The organism is Prosthecobacter sp. (assembly GCF_014879935.1).
Taxonomy (GTDB): Bacteria; Verrucomicrobiota; Verrucomicrobiia; order Verrucomicrobiales; family Verrucomicrobiaceae; genus Prosthecobacter.
Window position 1 is genome coordinate 1 of sequence record NZ_JACSRD010000249.1, and the last position, 18,832, is coordinate 18,832.

Sequence of the window (18,832 nt, forward strand, 5' to 3'; positions counted from 1 at the left end):
CCTGTGCGGGGTCGCATAGAGCCTGTGCGGGGTCGCATAGAGCCTGTGCGGGGTCGCATAGAGCCTGTGTGGGGTCGCATAGAGCCTATGCGCTTGCACTTCGAGCCTATGCGCTAGCACTTGGAGCTTACGTAACGGCAATTGGAGCTTATGTGCTAGCGATTGGAGCTTATGCGACTGCACTTGGATTTTATGCGCCAGCACTTCGAGCCCATGTGCCAGCACTTCGAACCGCTGCGCCAGCACTTCGACGCTATGCGTTAGCGGTGTTTGAAACTCTCTGCCGCAGAGCGGCAGCCGTCTCGTGGCCCGGCCTTTGAAGGCCGGGAGACGATGCGGGTGATCGCGTTGAGCCATGACACGCGTCGCAGCGCGACGCCCGAACCCGTCCTCCCAACGGCAGATTCGCGTGTCGCTCTGCGACACCGGATGCAACGCTGCGGTGCCACCGCTCACAGGTTTATCGCGAGAGTCTTGGATGGTGCAGGCCCGGTTCAGCAAAAGAGCTGCTGCCGCAACTACAGCCGGCCGCGTGGGCGTGCCACGGGGTCAAAATTCGGGTCGAAACAATCGTCCGCCGTGCCCTTGAAGCGTTGCACCAGCGCCCGCTTGATGGCGGGATGATCTGCGAAAACGGTCATCCAGATGGAGAAGAAACCAAACCCTTCTGCCGCGATCAGCACCAGATCCATCGCTGCGGGAGCATTGTTCAGCTCCGCCAGCCTCGCCTTCGCCAAGACGGCGGCATCCCAGGCGTCCTTGCGTTGCTGCCAGCGTTTGTCCCGTGGGGCAGGTGCCGGGCGGCCCTCCGCCTCATGCCTGTCCAGGCCCACCAGATCCATCAACTTCTTCGCCTTCCGGCTCATTGTGGTCGTCAGGCCGTCCGCCACGTCCACAAAGCCACCTGGTGAGTAGCTGTAGGCCCGCATGGTGTTGTCCACATCAGGCCAGAGAAAGTCACGCTTGTTGGTCGGTTGGTTCAATTTGACCGAATTGCAGTTGGTGCAGCCGAGAAGAAAGTTGTCCCAGGTTGTCTCCAGTTCTGGCACCAGGCTTTTGGGCACCACATGCTCCACGGCCAGACTGGCGGGCAGGCGTCGCTCGCAGTAACTGCAATAGATGCCCAGCCGCTCCTCCAGATCGCCGATGGCATCTCCATATTTCCGGTAGGTCCGCGGGGCCAGTCCTCGAGTCACGGGTCTCATGGCGTCGCGTCACCTGGTTGTGGGTTTCAGGACGGCCATCGCCTCCAGTTTGAGGAGCGCGTTCAATCCCGGATTGGGCGCGTAAGGCTCCGCCGCCTGGCGGAATTTCACCTCAGCTTTTTTGACCGCCGCCTTGCTGGCTCGCGGCTTGTGAATCTCCTTCACATACTCCTCCACCGCGCTGCTCAGCATCTCCGCGCGGTGGTTGCGTTGCGGCATCGGCACTCCCTGAACTCCTTCCACGATGGCCTCGATGGACTGGTTGGCATACTCCCCCACAGCGCCCGTCGTTTCATCCAGCGGGATCAGTTCCCCCGGTTGCAGCGCCTGAATGAGGAAGGGCGAATGCGTCGAACACACGAACTGGAGGTTGGGGAAAGTCTTCTTCAGATCCGTCACGATGCGCCGCTGCCATTTGGGATGGAGATGCAGGTCCAGTTCATCGATCAGCACGACGCCTGGGGAAGTTGTTGCCGCGGCCTTGCCGAGATGTGGGTTCAGCGTGACCGCTTTGATGGCCAGATCAGCGATCATCGCCAGCGTGGCCCGCTGGCCGTCGCTCAAGTTGTAAAAGGGCATCTCCGGCTTCTTTCCCTTCATGATCACGACCACCTCTTTCCGGTCACTGTCGAAGCGCAGACCCTTGGCGTCAGGCAGGCAGTTCAGCACCGCCTTTTCCACCGCCAGCAGCCCGTCGCGTTTCTTCCCGCGTCCTGCGGCCTCCACCATTTCAAACAGAAACCACTGGTTCAACTCCTTGTCGCGGATGCGGCCGTCCAGACAGTTGTAGTAGGCGTCAAACCGGGAGCCCTTTTTCATGTTGAGAGGAAAGCCCTTCACCCGCTCCTTCTCCGGCAGCCAGGCACGGCCAGCACTGTAATAGGCCAGCACCGGCAGCGTCACTTTCGCTTCTGGCTTGCGCGACAGATCTTGCAGCCGCTTCACCTCCGCCAGCGCGTCCTGGGCTTCCTCATTGGAGGTTTTCGTGGAATGCCCCTTGTTCATCCGCATCCAGCAGGCGGGTTTGTCCCCAATCCAGCCCCGGGCACGGATCGAGGGATCCGGCATCGGCTCGAAGCTGGTGCTGTCCCCATGGCTGATGGCTTGCCACCGCGCTTCACCAGGTCGGATGGCACGCCAGCCCGCCGTTGGCCGTGCCACATGCCAGATGCCCAGGGCGATCGCCAGCGCATCGAGGGTGGTGGATTTACCCGACCCATTCTCCCCCACCAGAAGGTGAAATGTCCCTTGTTTTCTCGCGGACTTCGCGGCTCTCTTGAACTCGAAGGTCCGCTCCGCAAACCCTTTGAAGTTCGTGATGGTGATCTCATCGATGCGCATGGTGATTTCAGCCTAGTGGTTCTCAGGACATCGCGAAACATCAAATTTTTCGCACCGCGGCGGTGTTGACCTGGTGCCGCGAAACTCCCGCAACCGCTTCCGGCCTGAGCAGGCGTTGAAGCCGTGCGTGGCTGGTCTCACCGGAGCCAAGCGTTGCTGGCGGGGCGGTTTGGCAAGGCCGTGGACGCGGCGGATGCGAAGAGAGGGCAGCGAAATCTTATGAAACCTGCCGCTGCCCCGCCCGAAGCTGAGAACGCCATGCCTGAAGGGGGCGACTGGCGCGTGCGAGGTGTGTCCGGGCTGCTGCTGGTGCTTCTGATGTTGCCTGGGCTGACGTTTTGCTCCAAGGAAGAGGCCGCAGCGGGCCCCCGCAAGGCGGCCGCCACGCCGGTGCTGGTGGCGGAGGCGGTGCGGAAGGACATGCCGGTCATCCTGCGGGCGATCGGCCGTGTGTCGCCGATCCAGACCGTGACCCTGCGGCCGCAGGTGACGGGGCAGATCGCCCAGGTGCAGATCCGCGACGGGCAGGATGTGGCGAAGGGGGATGTGCTGTTCCGCATCGACCGCAAGCCGTTCGAGGTGGCGCTGCGGGAGGCACGGGCGGTGCTGGCGCAGGCGAACGCGCAGGCGGGCAATGCGAAGGATCAGGAGCGCCGTTACCTGGCGCTGTCGAAGGACGGGGCGGTGCCGCAAAAGGAGCTGGAGCAGGCGACGATGACGGTGAAGTCGATGACGAGCCAGATCGCCGTGGCGGAGGCGAATGTGGAGAAGGCGCAGATGGACCTGGATTACTGCGAGGTGCGGGCGCCGATTTCCGGACGTGCGGGCCGCATCCTGGCGGATGTGGGCAATGTGGCGAGCGCCTACCAGACGGAACTGGTGGTGATCAACCAGATCGACCCGATCGAGGTGACCTTTTCCGTGCCGGAGCAGCAGCTCCCCGCCCTGCAACGCGGGATGGGCCTGGGGGTGCTGAAGGTGACCGCGGCCACCAGCCAGCCGGAGAGTCTGACGGCCGAAGGGAAGCTCGAATTCCTCGACAACACGGTGAAGGCGAACACGGGCACGATCGATGTGAAGGCCACCTTTCCGAACCGCCCGCAGACATTGTGGCCCGGCCAGTATGCGAGCCTGGGGGTGGAGGTGAGCGTGGACAAGAACGCGGTGGTGGTGCCGGCACGGGCGGTGCAGCCGGGACAGAACGGCCCGTTTGTGTTTGTGGTGCTGCCGGATCTGACGGCCCACGCGACGACGGTGACGATGGCCCGCACGGCGGAGAATGAGGCGGTGATCGCGCACGGCCTGGAAGGCGGGGAGAAGGTGGTGATCGACGGGCAGGACCGTTTGCGTGACGGGGCGAAGGTGAGCATCAAACCCAGCCTGGATGGCTCGGCGCCGGAGGAGGCGACGGCGGGAGTGGTGCCATGAATATCCCGGAGCTTTCGATCCAGCGGCCGGTGATGACGTCACTGGTGATGACGGGCATCCTGGCCTTTGGCATCCTGGCCTACAACGACCTGCCGGTGAGCGATCTGCCGAATGTGGACTTCCCCACCCTGTCGGTGACGGCCGGACTGCCGGGCGCGAGCCCCGCGACGATGGCGGCGACGGTGGCGAACCCGCTGGAGAAGCAGTTTTCCACGATTCCGGGCATCACCTCGATGGTCTCGACCAGTTCGCTGGGCAGCAGCAGCATCACGCTGCAGTTTGACCTGGAGCGGAGCATCGATGACGCGGCGCTGGACGTGCAATCGGCCATCTCCACGGCGCAAAGACGGCTGCCGCAGGAGATGACGACGCCGCCGTCGTTCCGGAAGGTGAATCCGGCGGAGTCGCCGATCATGTTCCTGGCGCTGGTGTCGGACACACTGCCGATGTCGAAGGTGGATGAGTTCGCGGAGACGCTGATCTCGCCAAAGCTTTCCACCGTGGCGGGTGTGGCGCAGGTGCAGGTGTTTGGCTCGCAAAAGTATGCCGTGCGGGTGCAGGTGAATCCGCTGCGGGTGGCCTCACGCGGCGTGAGCCTGGCCGAGGTGCGTGCCGCGATCCAGAACGGGAACAGCAACATCCCCACCGGCACCCTGCAGGGAGTGGAGCAGGTCTTCACGGTGCAGTCCGGTGGGAAACTGGCGGACGCGGAGGATTTCAGCCGCTTGATCATCGCCTACCGTGAGGGCGGCCCGGTGCGGCTGGGAGACGTGGCGGAGGTGGTGGATGGCGTGGAGAACGACCGCGTGGCGGCGTGGTTCAACAACCAGCGGGCGATCATCATCGCGGTGCAGCGGCAGCCAGGATCGAACACGGTGAAAGTGGTGGATGAGATCCGCAAGCTGCTGCCGGCGATCAATGAGCAACTGCCGGCGGCGGTGACTCTGGAAGTGCTGACGGACCGCTCGATCTCCATCCGCGAGTCGGTGCATGACGTGCAGTTCACGCTGGGCCTGAGCATCGCGCTGGTGGTGCTGGTGATCTTTTTGTTCCTGCGCCGGCTGACGGCCACCGTGATCCCGGGACTGGCGATCATCCTGTCCATCATCGCCACCTTCGCGGTGATGCATCTGCTGGACTTCAGCCTGAACAACCTGTCGCTGATGGCGTTGACGCTGTGCGTGGGCTTTGTGGTGGATGATGCGATCGTGGTGCTGGAAAACATCGTGAGGCACATCGAGAACGGGGAGCCCCCCTTCCAGGCGGCGCTGACCGGCTCACGCGAGATCGCCTTCACGGTGATCTCGATGACGGTGTCGCTGGCGGCGGTGTTTCTGCCGGTGCTGTTCATGGGCGGCATCCTGGGGCGGCTGTTCAATGAGTTCGCCACGACGATCGGGAGCGCGATCCTGGTGTCCGGCGTGATCTCGCTGACGCTGACGCCGATGCTGTGCAGCCGCTTCCTCAAAGCGCGGCGGGAGGAGCGGAAGGAGGGCTGGTTCTCACGCCAGCTCGAACGTGGCATCGATGGCATGACGACGGCGTATCGACACACGCTGGATCTGGTGCTGCGGCACCGCATTCTGACCATGCTGGTGACGCTGGGCACCGTGGCGGCCACGGCGTGGGGCTTCATGGTCATCCGCAAGGGCTTCATCCCCACGGAGGACATCGGCCAGATCTACGTGGGCACGGAAGGGGCGAAGGATTCGTCGTTCGAGTCGATGGTGGCCCATCAGAAGGCGCTGGCGGCGATCGTGGCGCGGAACCCGCACATCGAGAGCTTCAGCTCGAGCCTGGGCAGCACATCCTTTGGCGGTCCCTCGAACCTGGGACGCATGTATGCGCGGCTCAAGCCTCGCGGTGAACGACCGCACGCGTCGGAGATCGTGGACCAGCTCCGGCGTGAGCTTTCACAGGTGCCCGGGATCCGTGCCTTTCCGCAGGTGCCGCCGCTGATCCGCATGGGCGGGCGTCTGAGCAACAGCCCGTATCAATTCACCATCTCCGGCATCAGCCTGGACGAGATCAATGACATCACCCCGAAACTGGAGGCGAAAATCCGCACGGTGGCAGGCGTGACCGATGTGACGTCCGACCTGCAGTTGAGCAATCCGGAGGTGCGTGTGGAGGTGGATCGCGACCGCGCGGGCTCGCTGGGCATCAGCGCGGGCCAGATCGACAGCGCGCTCTACGATGCCTTCGGCTCGCGACAGATCAGCAGCATCTACACCTCGGCGGACGAGTATTCCGTGGTGCTGGAGGTGCGGCCGCGATTCCAGGAGAATCCCGGGCAGCTCGACCGCGTGTATCTGCGCTCCGCTGACGAAGGACTGACGCCGCTGGACGCGGTGGCCACGATCACGCGCGGGATGGGACCGCTGACGGTGAATCATCTCGGCCAGTTGCCCTCGGCGACAGTCTCCTTCAACATCGAACGCGGCCAGTCGCTGGGAGACGTGGTGAACCGGATCGAGGACGCAGTGGCAGGAATGACGCCAGCCGGGATCAACACCACCTTCCAGGGGGAGGCGCAGGCCTTCCAGAGCTCGCTGGGGAACCTGTCGCTGCTGCTGGTGATGGCGATCCTGGTGATCTACCTCGTGCTGGGCATCCTGTATGAGAGCTTCATCCATCCGCTAACGATCCTCTCCGGCCTGCCGGCCGCAGGCGTGGGAGCGCTGATGACTTTGATGGCGTTTGGCGAGGAGCTGAACGTGTACGGCTTCGTCGGAATCCTGATGCTGATCGGCATCGTGAAGAAGAATGCGATCATGATGATCGACTTCGCGCTCGAAGCCCAGCGCCGGCAGGAAAAGCCGCCTGCGGAGGCGATTCGCGAAGCCTGCCTGGTGCGTTTCCGTCCCATCATGATGACGACCTTTGCCGCGCTGATGGGGGCGCTGCCGATCGCGCTGGGCATCGGTGCCGGGGCGGATGCACGAAGATCACTGGGGCTGGCCGTGGTGGGCGGACTGGTCTTCTCCCAACTGCTGACGCTGTACATCACGCCGGTGGTTTATCTCTACATGGAGCGGCTGGGCGCAAAGATCGGCGGCTTCCGGCCGGTGGAGAATCCGAAGCTGGCCGATGTGGCGTGAACTGGGAACTGCGCCCCTCCCTGATTCACCGATGAATCCCAAAAAACCGCCTCCGACGGCGTGGGCCGAAGGAGGCGGTGTGATGTTTTGATCTGGCAGCGTCAGCTTATCAAGCCACGGCTTCTTCTTCCATGACTGGAAGCTGGGGCTTCTCGGTCTCGTCGATGTCGAAGTTGCGATTCGAGATGAAACCGGTGCCGGCAGGGATGAGATGGCCCATGATGACGTTTTCCTTGGACCCACGCAGAAGGTCGGACTTCGCGAGGGTGGCCGCTTCGGTGAGAACACGGGTGGTGTCCTGGAAGGAAGCCGCGGAGATGAAGGATTCGGTCTCGATGGAGGCCTTGGTGATGCCAAGGAGCACAGGTTCGGCCTCGGCGGGCTTTCCACCCTCCTCGGAAACGCGGGCGTTTTCCTTCTCGAACTCGGTGCGGTCGATCTGATCGCCCCAGAGGAAGTCGGTGTCGCCCGGATCGGTGATCTTCACCTTGCGCAGCATCTGGCGGATGATGATCTCGACGTGCTTGTCATTGATTTCCACGCCCTGGGCACGGTACACTTCCTGCACTTCGTTGACGAGGTGCTCGCGAAGAGCCTGCGGGCCGAGAATTTCGAGGAGATCATGCGGAACGACAGGACCATCGGTGATCTGGTCGCCCTTGCCGATGTGATCCCCATTGATGACGAGGATGTGCTTCGAGCGCGGGATGAGATGCTCCTCCTGCTGGCCGGTCTTCGGATCGGTGACGATCACGCGGCGCTTGCCACGGACGAGACCGCCGATTTCGACGGTGCCGTCGATGCGGGCGATTTCGCAGGCGTCCTTCGGCTTGCGGGCTTCGAAGAGCTCGGCCACACGCGGCAGACCGCCGGTGATGTCCTTCGTCTTGGAGGCCTTGCGCGGCGTCTTGGCGATGGTGGTGCCTGCCTCGACCTTCTCGTTGTTCTTCACAGCAAGGTGGGCGCCGGCCGGGATGGTGTAGCTGGCAAGAACCTCGTGCGTCTTCGGATCGGTGACGACCACCTGCGGGTGGAGGTCTTCCTTGTGCTCGATGACAACGGTTTCCTCGTTGCCGGTGCTCTGGTTGACTTCCTTGGTGATGGTGATGCCGGAGATCATGTCGCGGAACTCCAGCTTGCCGGCCTTCTCGGTGATGATCGGCACGTTGTAGGGGTCCCAGGTGACGATCTGCTCGCCCTTCTTGATGGTGGAGCCTTCCGGCTTCGTGACGACGGCACCGAGGACGAGCTTGTGGCTTTCCAGTTCGCGACCGTCGTCATCGTGAATGGACAGGATGCCGTTCTTGGAGAGGGCGATCCAGGTTCCTTCCACGGTCTGCACCGTGCGGGTGTCCATGATGCGGAGCGTTCCCGCGTTCTTGGTGATGATAAAGGGCTGCTTGAAGGCAGACATGGCCGCACCACCGGTGTGGAAGGTGCGCATGGTGAGCTGCGTTCCCGGTTCGCCGATGGACTGGGCGGCGACGATGCCGACCGCCTCGCCGATCTTGGCGAGCTTCTGCGTGCCGAGGTGGAGGCCGTAGCACTTCGCGCAGCAGCCACGCTTGCTTTCGCAGGTGAGGACAGAACGGATCTTGAGCTTCTCGACACCGATCTTCGTGAGGTGATTGGCCTCCTTCTCGGTCACGAGCTGGCCAGCCTTGATGATGGTGCTCTTGTCCACCGGATCATGCACGGTTTCGCAACTGGTGCGGCCGTAGATGCGGGTCTTGAGGTCCACGATTTCTTCGTCGCCCTGATAGATGGAGGACAGCGTGATGCCGTTGACGGTGCCGCAGTCTTCCTCGGTGACGATGACGTCCTGGGACACGTCCACGAGCTTGCGGGTCATGTAACCGGAGTCAGCGGTCTTGAGGGCGGTGTCAGCCAGACCTTTGCGGGCGCCGTGCGTGGAGATGAAGTATTCCAGCACGCTGAGGCCTTCGCGGAAGTTCGAGATGATCGGACGCTCGATGATCTCACCGGACGGCTTGGCCATGAGGCCGCGCATGCCGGCGAGCTGCTTGATCTGCGTGCGGTTGCCACGGGCACCGGAGGTGACCATGACGTAGAGCGGGTTGTGGTGCTTCTTGCCATCGTTGTGCTCGATGGTGCGGAACAGCTCGTTCGTGACCTGCTCACCGACCTGCGTCCAGATGTCGATGATCTTCTGGTAGCGCTCGCCCTGGGTGATGATCCCGCGGCGATGCTGCTTGTCCACTTCCTCGATCTCTTTGTAGGCCTTCTCGACGCCGACCTTCTTCGCTTCAGGAATGACCATGTCCGTGATGCCGATGGAGCAGCCGGAACGGGTGGCTTCGCGGAAGCCGAGCTGCTTGAGGCGGTCAAGCGCGGCGACGGTCTCCTTCTGACCAACGGTCTGGAAGCAGCGCCAGATGATGTCAGAGAGCTGCTTCTTGCCGACGGTCGTGTTGATGAAGCCGAGGCCTTCAGGCCAGACTTCGTTGAAGAGCACACGACCAGCGGTGGTTTCGATCACAGTCTTGGAAGGATCGCCATACGGACGCTTCGGCAGCCCGTGGTCCGGATTGCGGTAACGGATCTTGTCGTTCACGTAGAGGCCGCCCTCGGAGATGGCGAACTCGATTTCAGCGGCGCTGTTGAAGATCGGCATGCGTCCTTCGACATCGCCCTTCTTCGCCTTGGCGTCATGGTTCGGAAACTCACGCAGGTAGGTGAGGAAGTAGCAGCCGAGAGGAATGTCCTGGCTGGGGTTCAACACTGGCTTGCCGGACGCAGGGCTGAACAGGTTGTTCGGCGCAAGCATGAGCAGGCGGGCCTCCATCTGGGCTTCGATGGAAAGCGGCACGTGAACGGCCATCTGGTCACCGTCGAAGTCGGCGTTGTAAGCCGTGCAGACGAGCGGATGCACGCGGATGGCCTCACCTTCGATCAACTTGGGCTCGAAAGCCTGGATCGAGAGGCGGTGAAGCGTCGGAGCGCGGTTCAGGAGCACAGGATGCCCCTTGGTGACTTCGTCGAGGATGTCCCAAACCTCAGGCGTGCGGCGCTCGATCATCTTCTTCGCGCTGCGGACGGTGTGCACGAGGCCCATTTCCTTCAGGCGGCGGATGATGAAGGGCTCGAACAGGACGAGCGCCATCTTCTTCGGCAGACCGCACTGGTGGAGGCCGAGGTCAGGACCGATGACGATGACGGAACGGCCGGAGTAATCGACGCGTTTGCCGAGCAGATTCTGACGGAAGCGGCCGGACTTGCCCTTGAGCATGTCGGACATCGACTTGAGCGGACGATTGCCTGCGCCGGTAACCGGACGACCGTGACGACCGTTGTCGAACAGAGCGTCCACAGCTTCCTGCAGCATGCGCTTTTCGTTGCGGATGATGACGTCCGGCGTGCGAAGCTGAAGCAGGTTCTTGAGACGGTTGTTGCGGTTGATGACGCGACGATAGAGGTCGTTGAGGTCGGAGGTGGCAAAGCGGCCGCCTTCGAGAGGGACGAGAGGACGAAGGTCCGGCGGAATGACCGGCAGCACTTCGAGAATCATCCATTCCGGACGGCTGTGGCTTTCGGCGAAGCCCTGGCAGAGCTTCAGGCGCTTGGCGAGCTTCTTGCGGATCTGCTTGGAGCGGGTCTTGCCCATCGCTTCCTCAAGCTCCTTGATGACCTCGACGAGGTTGATCTGGGAGAAGATGTCGCGGATGGCCTGGGCACCCATGCCGACCTTGAATGCGTCGGCACCGTACTGCTCCTCGGCTTCACGAAGGTCCACTTCGGTCAGAAGCTGGCCGCGCTGAAGCGGTGTGCTGCCCGGATCGACGACCATGTAGTCTTCGTAGTAGATCACGCGTTCCAGCGAACGGGCGGTCATGTCGAGCATGAGACCGATGCGGGAAGGCATGCACTTGTAGAACCAGATGTGAGTCACCGGAACGGCGAGCTCGATGTGGCCCATGCGTTCACGACGCACGCGGGAGAGCGTGACTTCGACGCCGCAACGGTCGCAGACGACGCCTTTGTGCTTGATGCGCTTGTATTTGCCGCAGGCGCACTCCCAGTCACGTGTCGGACCAAAGATACGCTCGCAGAACAAGCCGCCTTTTTCAGGCTTGAAGGTGCGGTAATTGATGGTTTCCGGATTCTTCACCTCGCCGGAGGACCAGGAGCGGACACGGTCCGCCGAGGCGATGCAGATCGACACATAGTCGAACTCCTCGCCATTGTGTTGTTCCCCGAAGATTTCTTTCAAGCTCGCGTCAGCATTCATGATGATGTGTGGAGGATGTTGTTGGGTTTTGGTTTCTGGGGAAGCGGCATCAGGCCGCCGAGGTGGCAAAGCTTTCGAGAGCCTCGGCGTCCGGATTGGCCTGCGAACGCTTGTGGACCTTCACATCGAGGCCGAGGGACTGCATTTCCTTGATGAGAACGTTGAAGGACTCAGGAGTGCCGGCCTCCAGGGCGTGGTCACCCTTGACGATCTGCTCGTAAATGCGTGTGCGGCCCTGAACGTCGTCAGATTTGACGGTGAGAAGCTCCTGCAGCGTGTAAGCCGCGCCGTAGGCTTCGAGCGCCCACACCTCCATCTCACCGAAGCGCTGGCCGCCATACTGGGCTTTACCACCCAGAGGCTGCTGCGTGACGAGCGAGTAAGGTCCGACCGCACGAGCGTGGATCTTGTCGGCGACAAGGTGTCCGAGCTTCAACATGTAGATGTATCCGACGACTACATCGAGATTGAAGGCTTCACCGGTCCGGCCGTCGAAGAGCTTCGACTTGCCGTTCAGGCCCATCCACTCGTAACCAGGGACCTTTTTGGCCTCCTTGATGTAGTCCATGATCTTCGTCTCAGGAATACCGTCGAACACCGGCGTGGCGATCTTCAAGCCGAGCGCTTTGGCGGCAAGACCGAGGTGGGTTTCAAGCACCTGGCCCACGTTCATGCGCGAAGGCACGCCCAGCGGATTCAGCACGATGTCAACCGGGCAGCCGTTTTCGAGGAACGGCATGTCTTCTTCCGGAACGATGTTGGCGACGATGCCCTTGTTGCCGTGACGGCCGGCCATCTTGTCACCGACGGAAAGCTTGCGCTTGCTGGCGAGGAACACGCGCACCTGCTTGACCACGCCCGAATCGGCGGCGTCTTCGCTGCTCTCGATCTTGTCGAGATTGCGCTCACGCTCCATGTCGGCATCGCTGAACTTCTGTTCGAAGGTCTGGATGATGTCGAAGATCTTGTTGCGGATCGGGCTCGGGTCGATCTCGATGGTGTCGTAGCTCTCGGCCACGTGACGCAGCATCGTCTTCGTGATCTTCTTGTTCGCGCCCACCAGCGGTTCGCCGGTCTGGCCGTTCACGATGTCGAGCGGGATCTTTTCGTTGAGCAGAATGTCGGAGAGACGCTCGGTGAGCTGCTCGGTGAGGTCTTCCTTCTTCGCACGATAGTCCTCTTCGATCTGCTTGATCTGCTTCTTGTATTCGGAAGGCGAGAGTTTTTCCTTCTCGGAGTCGGCACCCGCGCCGCGTTGGGCGATGCGGACGTCCATGATGATGCCGGTGCAGCCGGAAGGCACACGCAGGGAGGTGTCCTTCACGTCAGCGGCCTTTTCACCGAAGATGGCACGCAGGAGGCGCTCTTCAGGGGCGAGCTCGGTCTCGGACTTCGGCGTGATCTTGCCGACGAGGATGTCGCCAGGCTTCACTTCAGCGCCGATGCGCACCACGCCTTGGGCGTCGAGGTTCTTGAGAGCCTCGTCGCCGACATTCGGGATGTCGCGCGTGATTTCTTCAGGCCCGAGCTTGGTGTCACGGGCAATGACTTCGAAGTCCTCGATGTGGATGGAGGTGTAGATGTCCTCCTTCACCACACGACGGCTGATGGTGATGGCGTCCTCGAAGTTGTAACCGTTCCAAGGCATGAACGCGACGAGCATGTTCTTGCCGATGGCAAGCTCACCCTGGTCGGTGCACGGGCCGTCGGCGATGACATCGCCCTTCTTCACTTTCTGTCCGCGTTTCACCAGCGGCTGCTGGTTGATGCAGGTGCCGGCGTTGCTGCGGCCGAATTTGCGCAGCGGATAGACGAAGGTGCCCTTGTCCTCGTCGGTCTGGACCGACTTGAGCGGGTTTTCGAGGAATTTTTCGTCTTTGACCGGCAGGTTGCCGTCCTTCGTGACGATGATCACGTCGGCGGTGGCGGCAGCGATGGTGCCATTGGCGTCTGCGACGATCACGGAACGCGAATCGCGCGCCGCCTTGCCTTCCATGCCGGTGCCGACGAGCGGGGACTCGCCTTCAAGAAGCGGAACGCCCTGGCGCTGCATGTTCGAGCCCATCAGAGCGCGGTTGGCGTCATCGTGCTCAAGGAACGGGATGAGCGCGGCGGCGACTGAGACGAGCTGCTTTGGCGACACGTCCATGAGCGTGACCTTGGCAGGTTCCACTTCGATGAACTCACCGCGGTAACGCACGGTGACCTTGGCGCCTTTGAAACGGCCGTTGTCGTCGATGGGGTTGTTCGACTGGGCGATGTAGTGATTCTCTTCCTGGTCGGCGGTGAGGTAGTCGATCTTGTCGGCGACGACACCTTCCTTGACCGGACGATACGGCGTTTCGATGAAGCCGAACTCGTTGATGCGGGCGTAGGAGCCCAGGGAGTTGATCAGACCGATGTTCGGACCTTCCGGAGTCTCAATCGGGCAGATACGGCCGTAGTGGGACGGATGAACGTCGCGCACTTCGAAGCCGGCACGGTCACGATTCAGACCCCCTGGGCCGAGAGCGGAAAGACGGCGCTTGTGGGTCAGTTCAGCCAGCGGATTGATCTGGTCCATGAACTGGGAGAGCTGGCTGCGGCCGAAGAAGTCGCGCACGACGGCGGAAAGCGCCTTCGGATTGACGAGCTTGGCGGGCGTCATGGTGTCCATGTTCACGTCAAACAGCGTCATGCGCTCCTTGACGAGGCGCTCGGTGCGGCTGAGGCCGACGCGGCACTGGTTGGCAAGGAGTTCACCCACGGCACGAACGCGGCGGGAACCAAGATGATCGATGTCGTCCAGGATGCCCTGGCCTTCACGAAGCTGGAACAGGTAACGGAGCGCGGAAACGACGTCCTCGGAGGTGAGGATGCGCATCTCGGTGTCCACCTTGAGGCCGAGCTTCTGATTGATCTTGTAACGGCCGACGCGGGTGAGGTCGTAGCGCTTCGGATCGAAGAAGAGGCGCTTCACGAGGGCGCGGGCGTTCGGCGTGGTGGGCGGATCGCCCGGACGCAGACGGCGGTAAATTTCCTTCAATGCCTCGTCCTCATCTTTCGCGGTGTCCTTGCGGAGCGAGGTGACCAGCAGATCGTCCGGGGAGGCGGTGACCACCTTGATGGACTTGTGGCCAAGCTGGATGAGCTGGCGCACAACGCCCTGGGTGAGCGGCTCGTAAGCACGGGCGACAATCAGTTCCCCATCAAGGATGTCCTTGAAGAGGATCTTGCTGGCCAGTTCCTCTTCGGAGAGGCCGTCCTTGAGCTTCAGGTCCTGGATGTCGTAGAAGAGCTTGAGAATGTCCTCGTCGGTCGCGAAACCGATCACACGCAGAAGCGTGGTGGCGAGGAATTTACGGCGGCGGCGGCGACGGTCGAGATAGACGTAAAGGAGGTCGTTGGTATCGAACTGCACTTCAAGCCAGGTGCCTCGGTCAGGAATGATGCGGAAGCCATGCAACCAGCGGCCATTGAGGTGCTGGGTGGTCTCAAAGCAGATGCCGGGGGAACGATGGAGCTGGGAAACGACGACGCGCTCGGCCCCATTGATGACAAACGTGCCGCGCACGGTCATCAGCGGAATCTCGCCCATGTAAACGCGTTCCTGCTTCGCGCCCTGCTCGTCCTTGAGCTCGTAGGTGACGTAAAGTGGCGCGCTGTAGGTCTCGGCCTCATGAATCGCCTCCAGCGAGTTCAACTTGGGATCGCCGATCTCGTACTGGACGAAATCGAGCGTCATTTTCTCATCGTAGCTGGTGATCGGGAAAACTTCGCGGAACACGGCCTGGAGACCGACGTCTTTGCGCTTCGAGGGCAGGATGTTCTTCTGGAGAAACTCCTCGTAGGAGCGGAGCTGGATCTCGATGAGGTTTGGCGGCTCGGCGACTTCGTGGATTTTGCCAAAGTTGGTGCGCTGGGACATAAGGCAGTGATGAGGACGGTTAGGGGGCGATGGCGGTGGCACGGGATGCGGAGCGGAGACTCCGCGTGCGCTCAAACCAGCGGATGGCGGGCGGAAAGCCCGACATCAGCCGTTTTGAGCGCGAAAACGAAGCAGCCGGAGACCGGGCGGAAGCCAGATCTCAGGCCATGAAAATGATTTGAGGCAGCCCGCACGTCGCAACCTGCCCCGGAACCGAGACCATTGCCTCGGAGGTTCTGGGGTTCGCGAAGAAGTGGGGGCATGCGATGGAACGAAACGGACGGGGGATTGGGAAACACTTACTTTTGGCTCCAGACCGCGTGGCGTTGCTGACAGGCAGCCGCGCCACGCGGCAAAGAACCAGGAGGAACTGAGGAGATTACTTGATCTCGACTTTGGCGCCGGCGGCTTCCAGCTTCTTCTTCACTTCTTCCGCCTCTTCCTTCTTCACGCCTTCCTTCAGCTTGGCACCGCCCTTTTCGACGAGTGCTTTGGCTTCGGCGAGGCCGAGTCCGGCGACGACGTTGCGGACTTCCTTGATGACGGCGATCTTGTTCGCGCCACCCTCAACGAGGATCACGTCAAATTCGGTCTTCTCTTCAGCGGCAGGTGCGGCGGCACCACCACCAGCGCCACCAGCGGCGGCAACAGGAGCAGCGGCGCTCACGCCCCACTTCTCTTCGAGGGTTTTGACGAGTTCAGAGACTTCGAGGACGGTCAAGCCGCTCAGTTCTTCAACGATTTTGTTCAGGTCAGCCATGTTAGTGTGTCGGTATCGCCGCTTTCCGATGCATCGGGTGGTTTAAGAGCAAAAGCATTTGCTCCGGCGAGGAACCATTGGGTGTTTGTGTGTTCAGGCCCCGGAAAGCGGAGCCATCGGTTCAAAGGGGTGGATGTCAGGGGATCAGGCAGCAGCGGCTTCGGCGGGTGCCCCGTCCTTCTCCGCCTTGGCCTTGAGGGCGCGGGCGAGAGCGGAACCAGGAGCCAGGAGAACGCCAAGAAGCTGGGCGTAGAGGACTTCGCGGGAGGGAAGGTCGGCGAGAGCCTTGATGGTGGCCACGTCGAGCAGCTTGCCTTCGAGCACGCCCACTTTCATCACAGGCTTCTCGAACTCGGAGGCGAAGTTCTTCATGACCTTCGCTGCGGCGAAGATTTCTTTGACACCAGTGACGTAGGCACTCTGTCCGTTGAGGTGTTCGCCCAGTTCGCCTGGGTAGCCCGCCTTTTCGGCAGCCTTCTTCACCAGGTTGTTCTTGAAGACGTGAATCTCAGCACCCACGGCGGAAAGGCGTTTGCGGAGTTCAGCGAACTTGTCCACGGTGAGGCCGGTGTAATCGACCACGAGCAGGAAAGGAGACGCATTGACCCGTTTCAGCAGGTCATCGATGAGCAATGTTTTTTCAGCTTTCATGATTCTGTGCTGTGAGGGTTAGAGTTTGATGTACTTCGACACATCAATGCGGAGGGCCGGTGACATCGTCGCGGCGAGCGTGATGGTTTCAACATAGCGACCACGTGCGGAGGCCGGCTTGGCGCGGACGACGGCCTCGATGAAGCTCTGGGCGTTTTCGGCCAGTTGTTTTGGCTCAAAGGAAGCCTTGCCGACGGCGGCGGCGATGTTGCCGTTCTTGTCGAGCTTGAAGTCGGCACGACCCGCTTTCACCGCCTTCACGGCACCTGCGGTGTCGTCAGTGACAGTGCCAGTGCGCGGGTTTGGCATCAGACCGCGAGGACCGAGCTGCTTGCCGAGCTTGCGGACTTCATTCATCGCCGCCGGGGTGGCGATTGCGACATCGAAATCGAGGAAACCTTCCTTCACCTTGGCAATGAGGTCCTCATTTCCAACGATGTCAGCGCCAGCGGCCTTGGCGGCCTCGGCGGCGCCGCCCTGGGCGAACACCGCGACGCGGACGTTCTTGCCGGAGCCGTGAGGCAGCGGGCAGGTGCCGCGGACCATCTGGTCGCTTTTCTTCGGATCGACACCCATGCGGAACGAAAGGGTGACACTTTGGTTGAACTTGGTGCCAGGGAGTTTGCGCAGGAGTTCTGCCGCTTCTTCAAGCGAGAACATTTTTCCTGCCGGGACCATCTCGGCGGCTTTTTTGTAGCGTTTGCTTCTCTTTTGCATGGTGGGTGTGCAGTGGTGGCGAACCGCGGGGTTCTCCTGCTTGGTTTTGGGGGGAATTAGTCGATGATTTCGATGCCCATCTGGCGGGCCGTGCCGGCCATGATGCGCGAGGCACGCTCGAGATCGGCGGTGTTCAGGTCGGCCAGCTTGGCCTTGGTGGCCTCAAGAAGCTGCGCCTTGGTGATTTTGGCGACTTTCTTCTTGTTCGCCTCACCTGAGCCCGAGGCGATGTTCGCCACCTTTTTGAGAAGATTCGAAGCCGGGGGCTGCTTGGTGATGAACGTGAAGCTCTTGTCCTTGTAAACGGTGATGACGGTGGGCAGCACATCTCCACCCAGCTTCTGGGTGGCGGCGTTGAACTCCTTGCAGAACGCCATGATGTTCACACCCGCCTGACCGAGGGCAGGGCCGATGGGCGGTGCAGGATTGGCTGCGCCAGCTTTGATCTGGAGCTTGATTTGTTTGACGATTTCCTTGGCCATGTTGTTTTTTGTTCCTTGCTAGAGTTGAAAAATCGGCGGTTCAGGGCTTCATGCTTTCTCGACCTGCCAGTATTCGAGATCGACCGGTGTCGAACGTCCGAAAATGTTGACCGAAACGCGCAGCACTCCGCGTTCGGGGTCGATTTCCTCGACGGTGCCGGTCTGGCTTTCGAACGGACCATCAGCCACGCGCACCGTGTCGCCGAGGTTGAAGGCGATCTTCGGCACGGCACCATCGTCCTTGTCGCGGACCTGCGCCAGCATGGCCTCGACTTCCTTCGCACGCATGGGGATCGGGTGATCCTTGGTGCCTGCGAAGTTGAGAACACCATCGGTCTCCTTCACGAAGTACCAAGTCCGGTCCACCAAGCGGTTGTGCTCGTCGAGGAGGTGGCAGTTGGCGATGACGTAGCCGGGGAAAAACTTGCGGTTGCTCTCAGAACGCTTGCCTTTCTTCACTTCGGCCACGCGTTCCATCGGGACGAGGACTTGGAAGACATAATCACCCATCTCCTCCTTCTCGATGCGGCGGAGCATGCTGTCGCGGACCTTTTGTTCAAGGCCGGCACGCACATGAATGACGTACCACTGGTCGCGGGGGGCGGGGATGGCTCCCATAGGGCTGGGTAAGGAAAGGGGTTGGGGATGAAAAGGGATTACATTCCGAGCTTCTGCGCGGCCTCGAAGGCCCACTTGAAGCTGACGTCGAATGCGGCCACAAAGGCACCGAGCAGGACCATCGCGATGAAGACCACCACCGTGGATTCATTCAACTCGCGGTATTTGGCGAAGCCCTTCTCCTTCGGGTCCCAAGGCCACGTGGCTTTCTTGAGTTCGATGAAGACTTCGCTGATGTATTTGCGGATGCGGCTCATGTGAAGCGTTTCGACTTTCTCTGCGGATGTTTCCGGGATTTTCGCTGGCAGGCCAGGAGGGACTCGAACCCCCAACCGACGGTTTTGGAGACCGCTACTCTACCAATTGAGCTACT

Annotated in this window: 12 protein-coding genes; 2 read left to right on the forward strand and 10 right to left on the reverse strand. The window is 61.4% G+C overall.

Translation table 11 applies throughout. The features are described from left to right. Positions 1–518: 518 nt before the first annotated feature. Together IAE77_RS28450 and IAE77_RS28455 are read right to left on the reverse strand one after the other, a co-directional pair. Positions 519–1,205: an HNH endonuclease gene (locus IAE77_RS28450; protein ID WP_294234473.1), complete on the reverse strand. Its 687-nt coding sequence runs from the start codon at positions 1,203–1,205 to the stop codon at positions 519–521. A 9-nt stretch (positions 1,206–1,214) separates the two neighbouring features. Further along, positions 1,215–2,546: an AAA family ATPase gene (locus IAE77_RS28455; RefSeq protein WP_294234476.1), complete on the reverse strand. Its 1,332-nt coding sequence runs from the start codon at positions 2,544–2,546 to the stop codon at positions 1,215–1,217. Positions 2,547–2,804: 258 nt separating this feature from the next. Here IAE77_RS28455 and IAE77_RS28460 point away from each other — a divergent pair, with 258 nt between their 5' ends. Further along, the gene (locus IAE77_RS28460; RefSeq protein ID WP_294234479.1) at positions 2,805–3,974 is read left to right on the forward strand and encodes an efflux RND transporter periplasmic adaptor subunit; all 1,170 of its coding nucleotides are present in this window, start codon (positions 2,805–2,807) and stop codon (positions 3,972–3,974) included. After that, positions 3,971–7,075 carry an efflux RND transporter permease subunit gene (locus IAE77_RS28465; RefSeq protein WP_294234482.1) on the forward strand — a complete coding sequence of 1,035 codons (3,105 nt, stop codon included), beginning with the start codon at positions 3,971–3,973 and terminating at the stop codon, positions 7,073–7,075. Before IAE77_RS28460 ends, IAE77_RS28465 begins: the two co-directional genes overlap by 4 nt. Before the next feature lie 109 nt (positions 7,076–7,184). On the opposite strand, the gene rpoC is transcribed toward IAE77_RS28465, so the two are convergent. From rpoC to IAE77_RS28505, 8 genes are all read right to left on the reverse strand, one after another. Continuing rightward, on the reverse strand, positions 7,185–11,324 hold the full coding sequence (gene rpoC, locus IAE77_RS28470) for a DNA-directed RNA polymerase subunit beta' (RefSeq protein WP_294234485.1): 4,140 nt from the start codon (positions 11,322–11,324) through the stop codon (positions 7,185–7,187). 49 nt (positions 11,325–11,373) lie between these two features. Beyond that, positions 11,374–15,231 (reverse strand): DNA-directed RNA polymerase subunit beta, encoded by a 3,858-nt coding sequence (gene rpoB, locus IAE77_RS28475; RefSeq protein WP_294234489.1) that lies wholly within the window; start codon positions 15,229–15,231, stop codon positions 11,374–11,376. Between the two features lie 379 nt (positions 15,232–15,610). Next, positions 15,611–15,991: a 50S ribosomal protein L7/L12 gene (gene rplL / locus IAE77_RS28480; protein ID WP_294234492.1), complete on the reverse strand. Its 381-nt coding sequence runs from the start codon at positions 15,989–15,991 to the stop codon at positions 15,611–15,613. A 144-nt stretch (positions 15,992–16,135) separates the two neighbouring features. Then, positions 16,136–16,642, reverse strand: coding sequence for a 50S ribosomal protein L10 (gene rplJ / locus IAE77_RS28485; protein WP_294234494.1), 507 nt, complete (start codon positions 16,640–16,642; stop codon positions 16,136–16,138). Positions 16,643–16,660: 18 nt separating this feature from the next. Next, positions 16,661–17,359 carry a 50S ribosomal protein L1 gene (gene rplA / locus IAE77_RS28490; protein WP_294234497.1) on the reverse strand — a complete coding sequence of 233 codons (699 nt, stop codon included), beginning with the start codon at positions 17,357–17,359 and terminating at the stop codon, positions 16,661–16,663. 56 nt (positions 17,360–17,415) lie between these two features. Further along, positions 17,416–17,841: a 50S ribosomal protein L11 gene (gene rplK, locus IAE77_RS28495; RefSeq protein WP_294234500.1), complete on the reverse strand. Its 426-nt coding sequence runs from the start codon at positions 17,839–17,841 to the stop codon at positions 17,416–17,418. A 48-nt stretch (positions 17,842–17,889) separates the two neighbouring features. Next, entirely contained in the window at positions 17,890–18,459 is a 570-nt protein-coding gene (gene nusG / locus IAE77_RS28500) for a transcription termination/antitermination protein NusG (protein WP_294234505.1), read from the reverse strand. Between the two features lie 38 nt (positions 18,460–18,497). Continuing rightward, complete coding sequence (locus tag IAE77_RS28505) at positions 18,498–18,716, reverse strand: preprotein translocase subunit SecE (RefSeq protein ID WP_294234507.1); 219 nt, start codon at positions 18,714–18,716, stop codon at positions 18,498–18,500. Positions 18,717–18,832 lie beyond the last annotated feature (116 nt).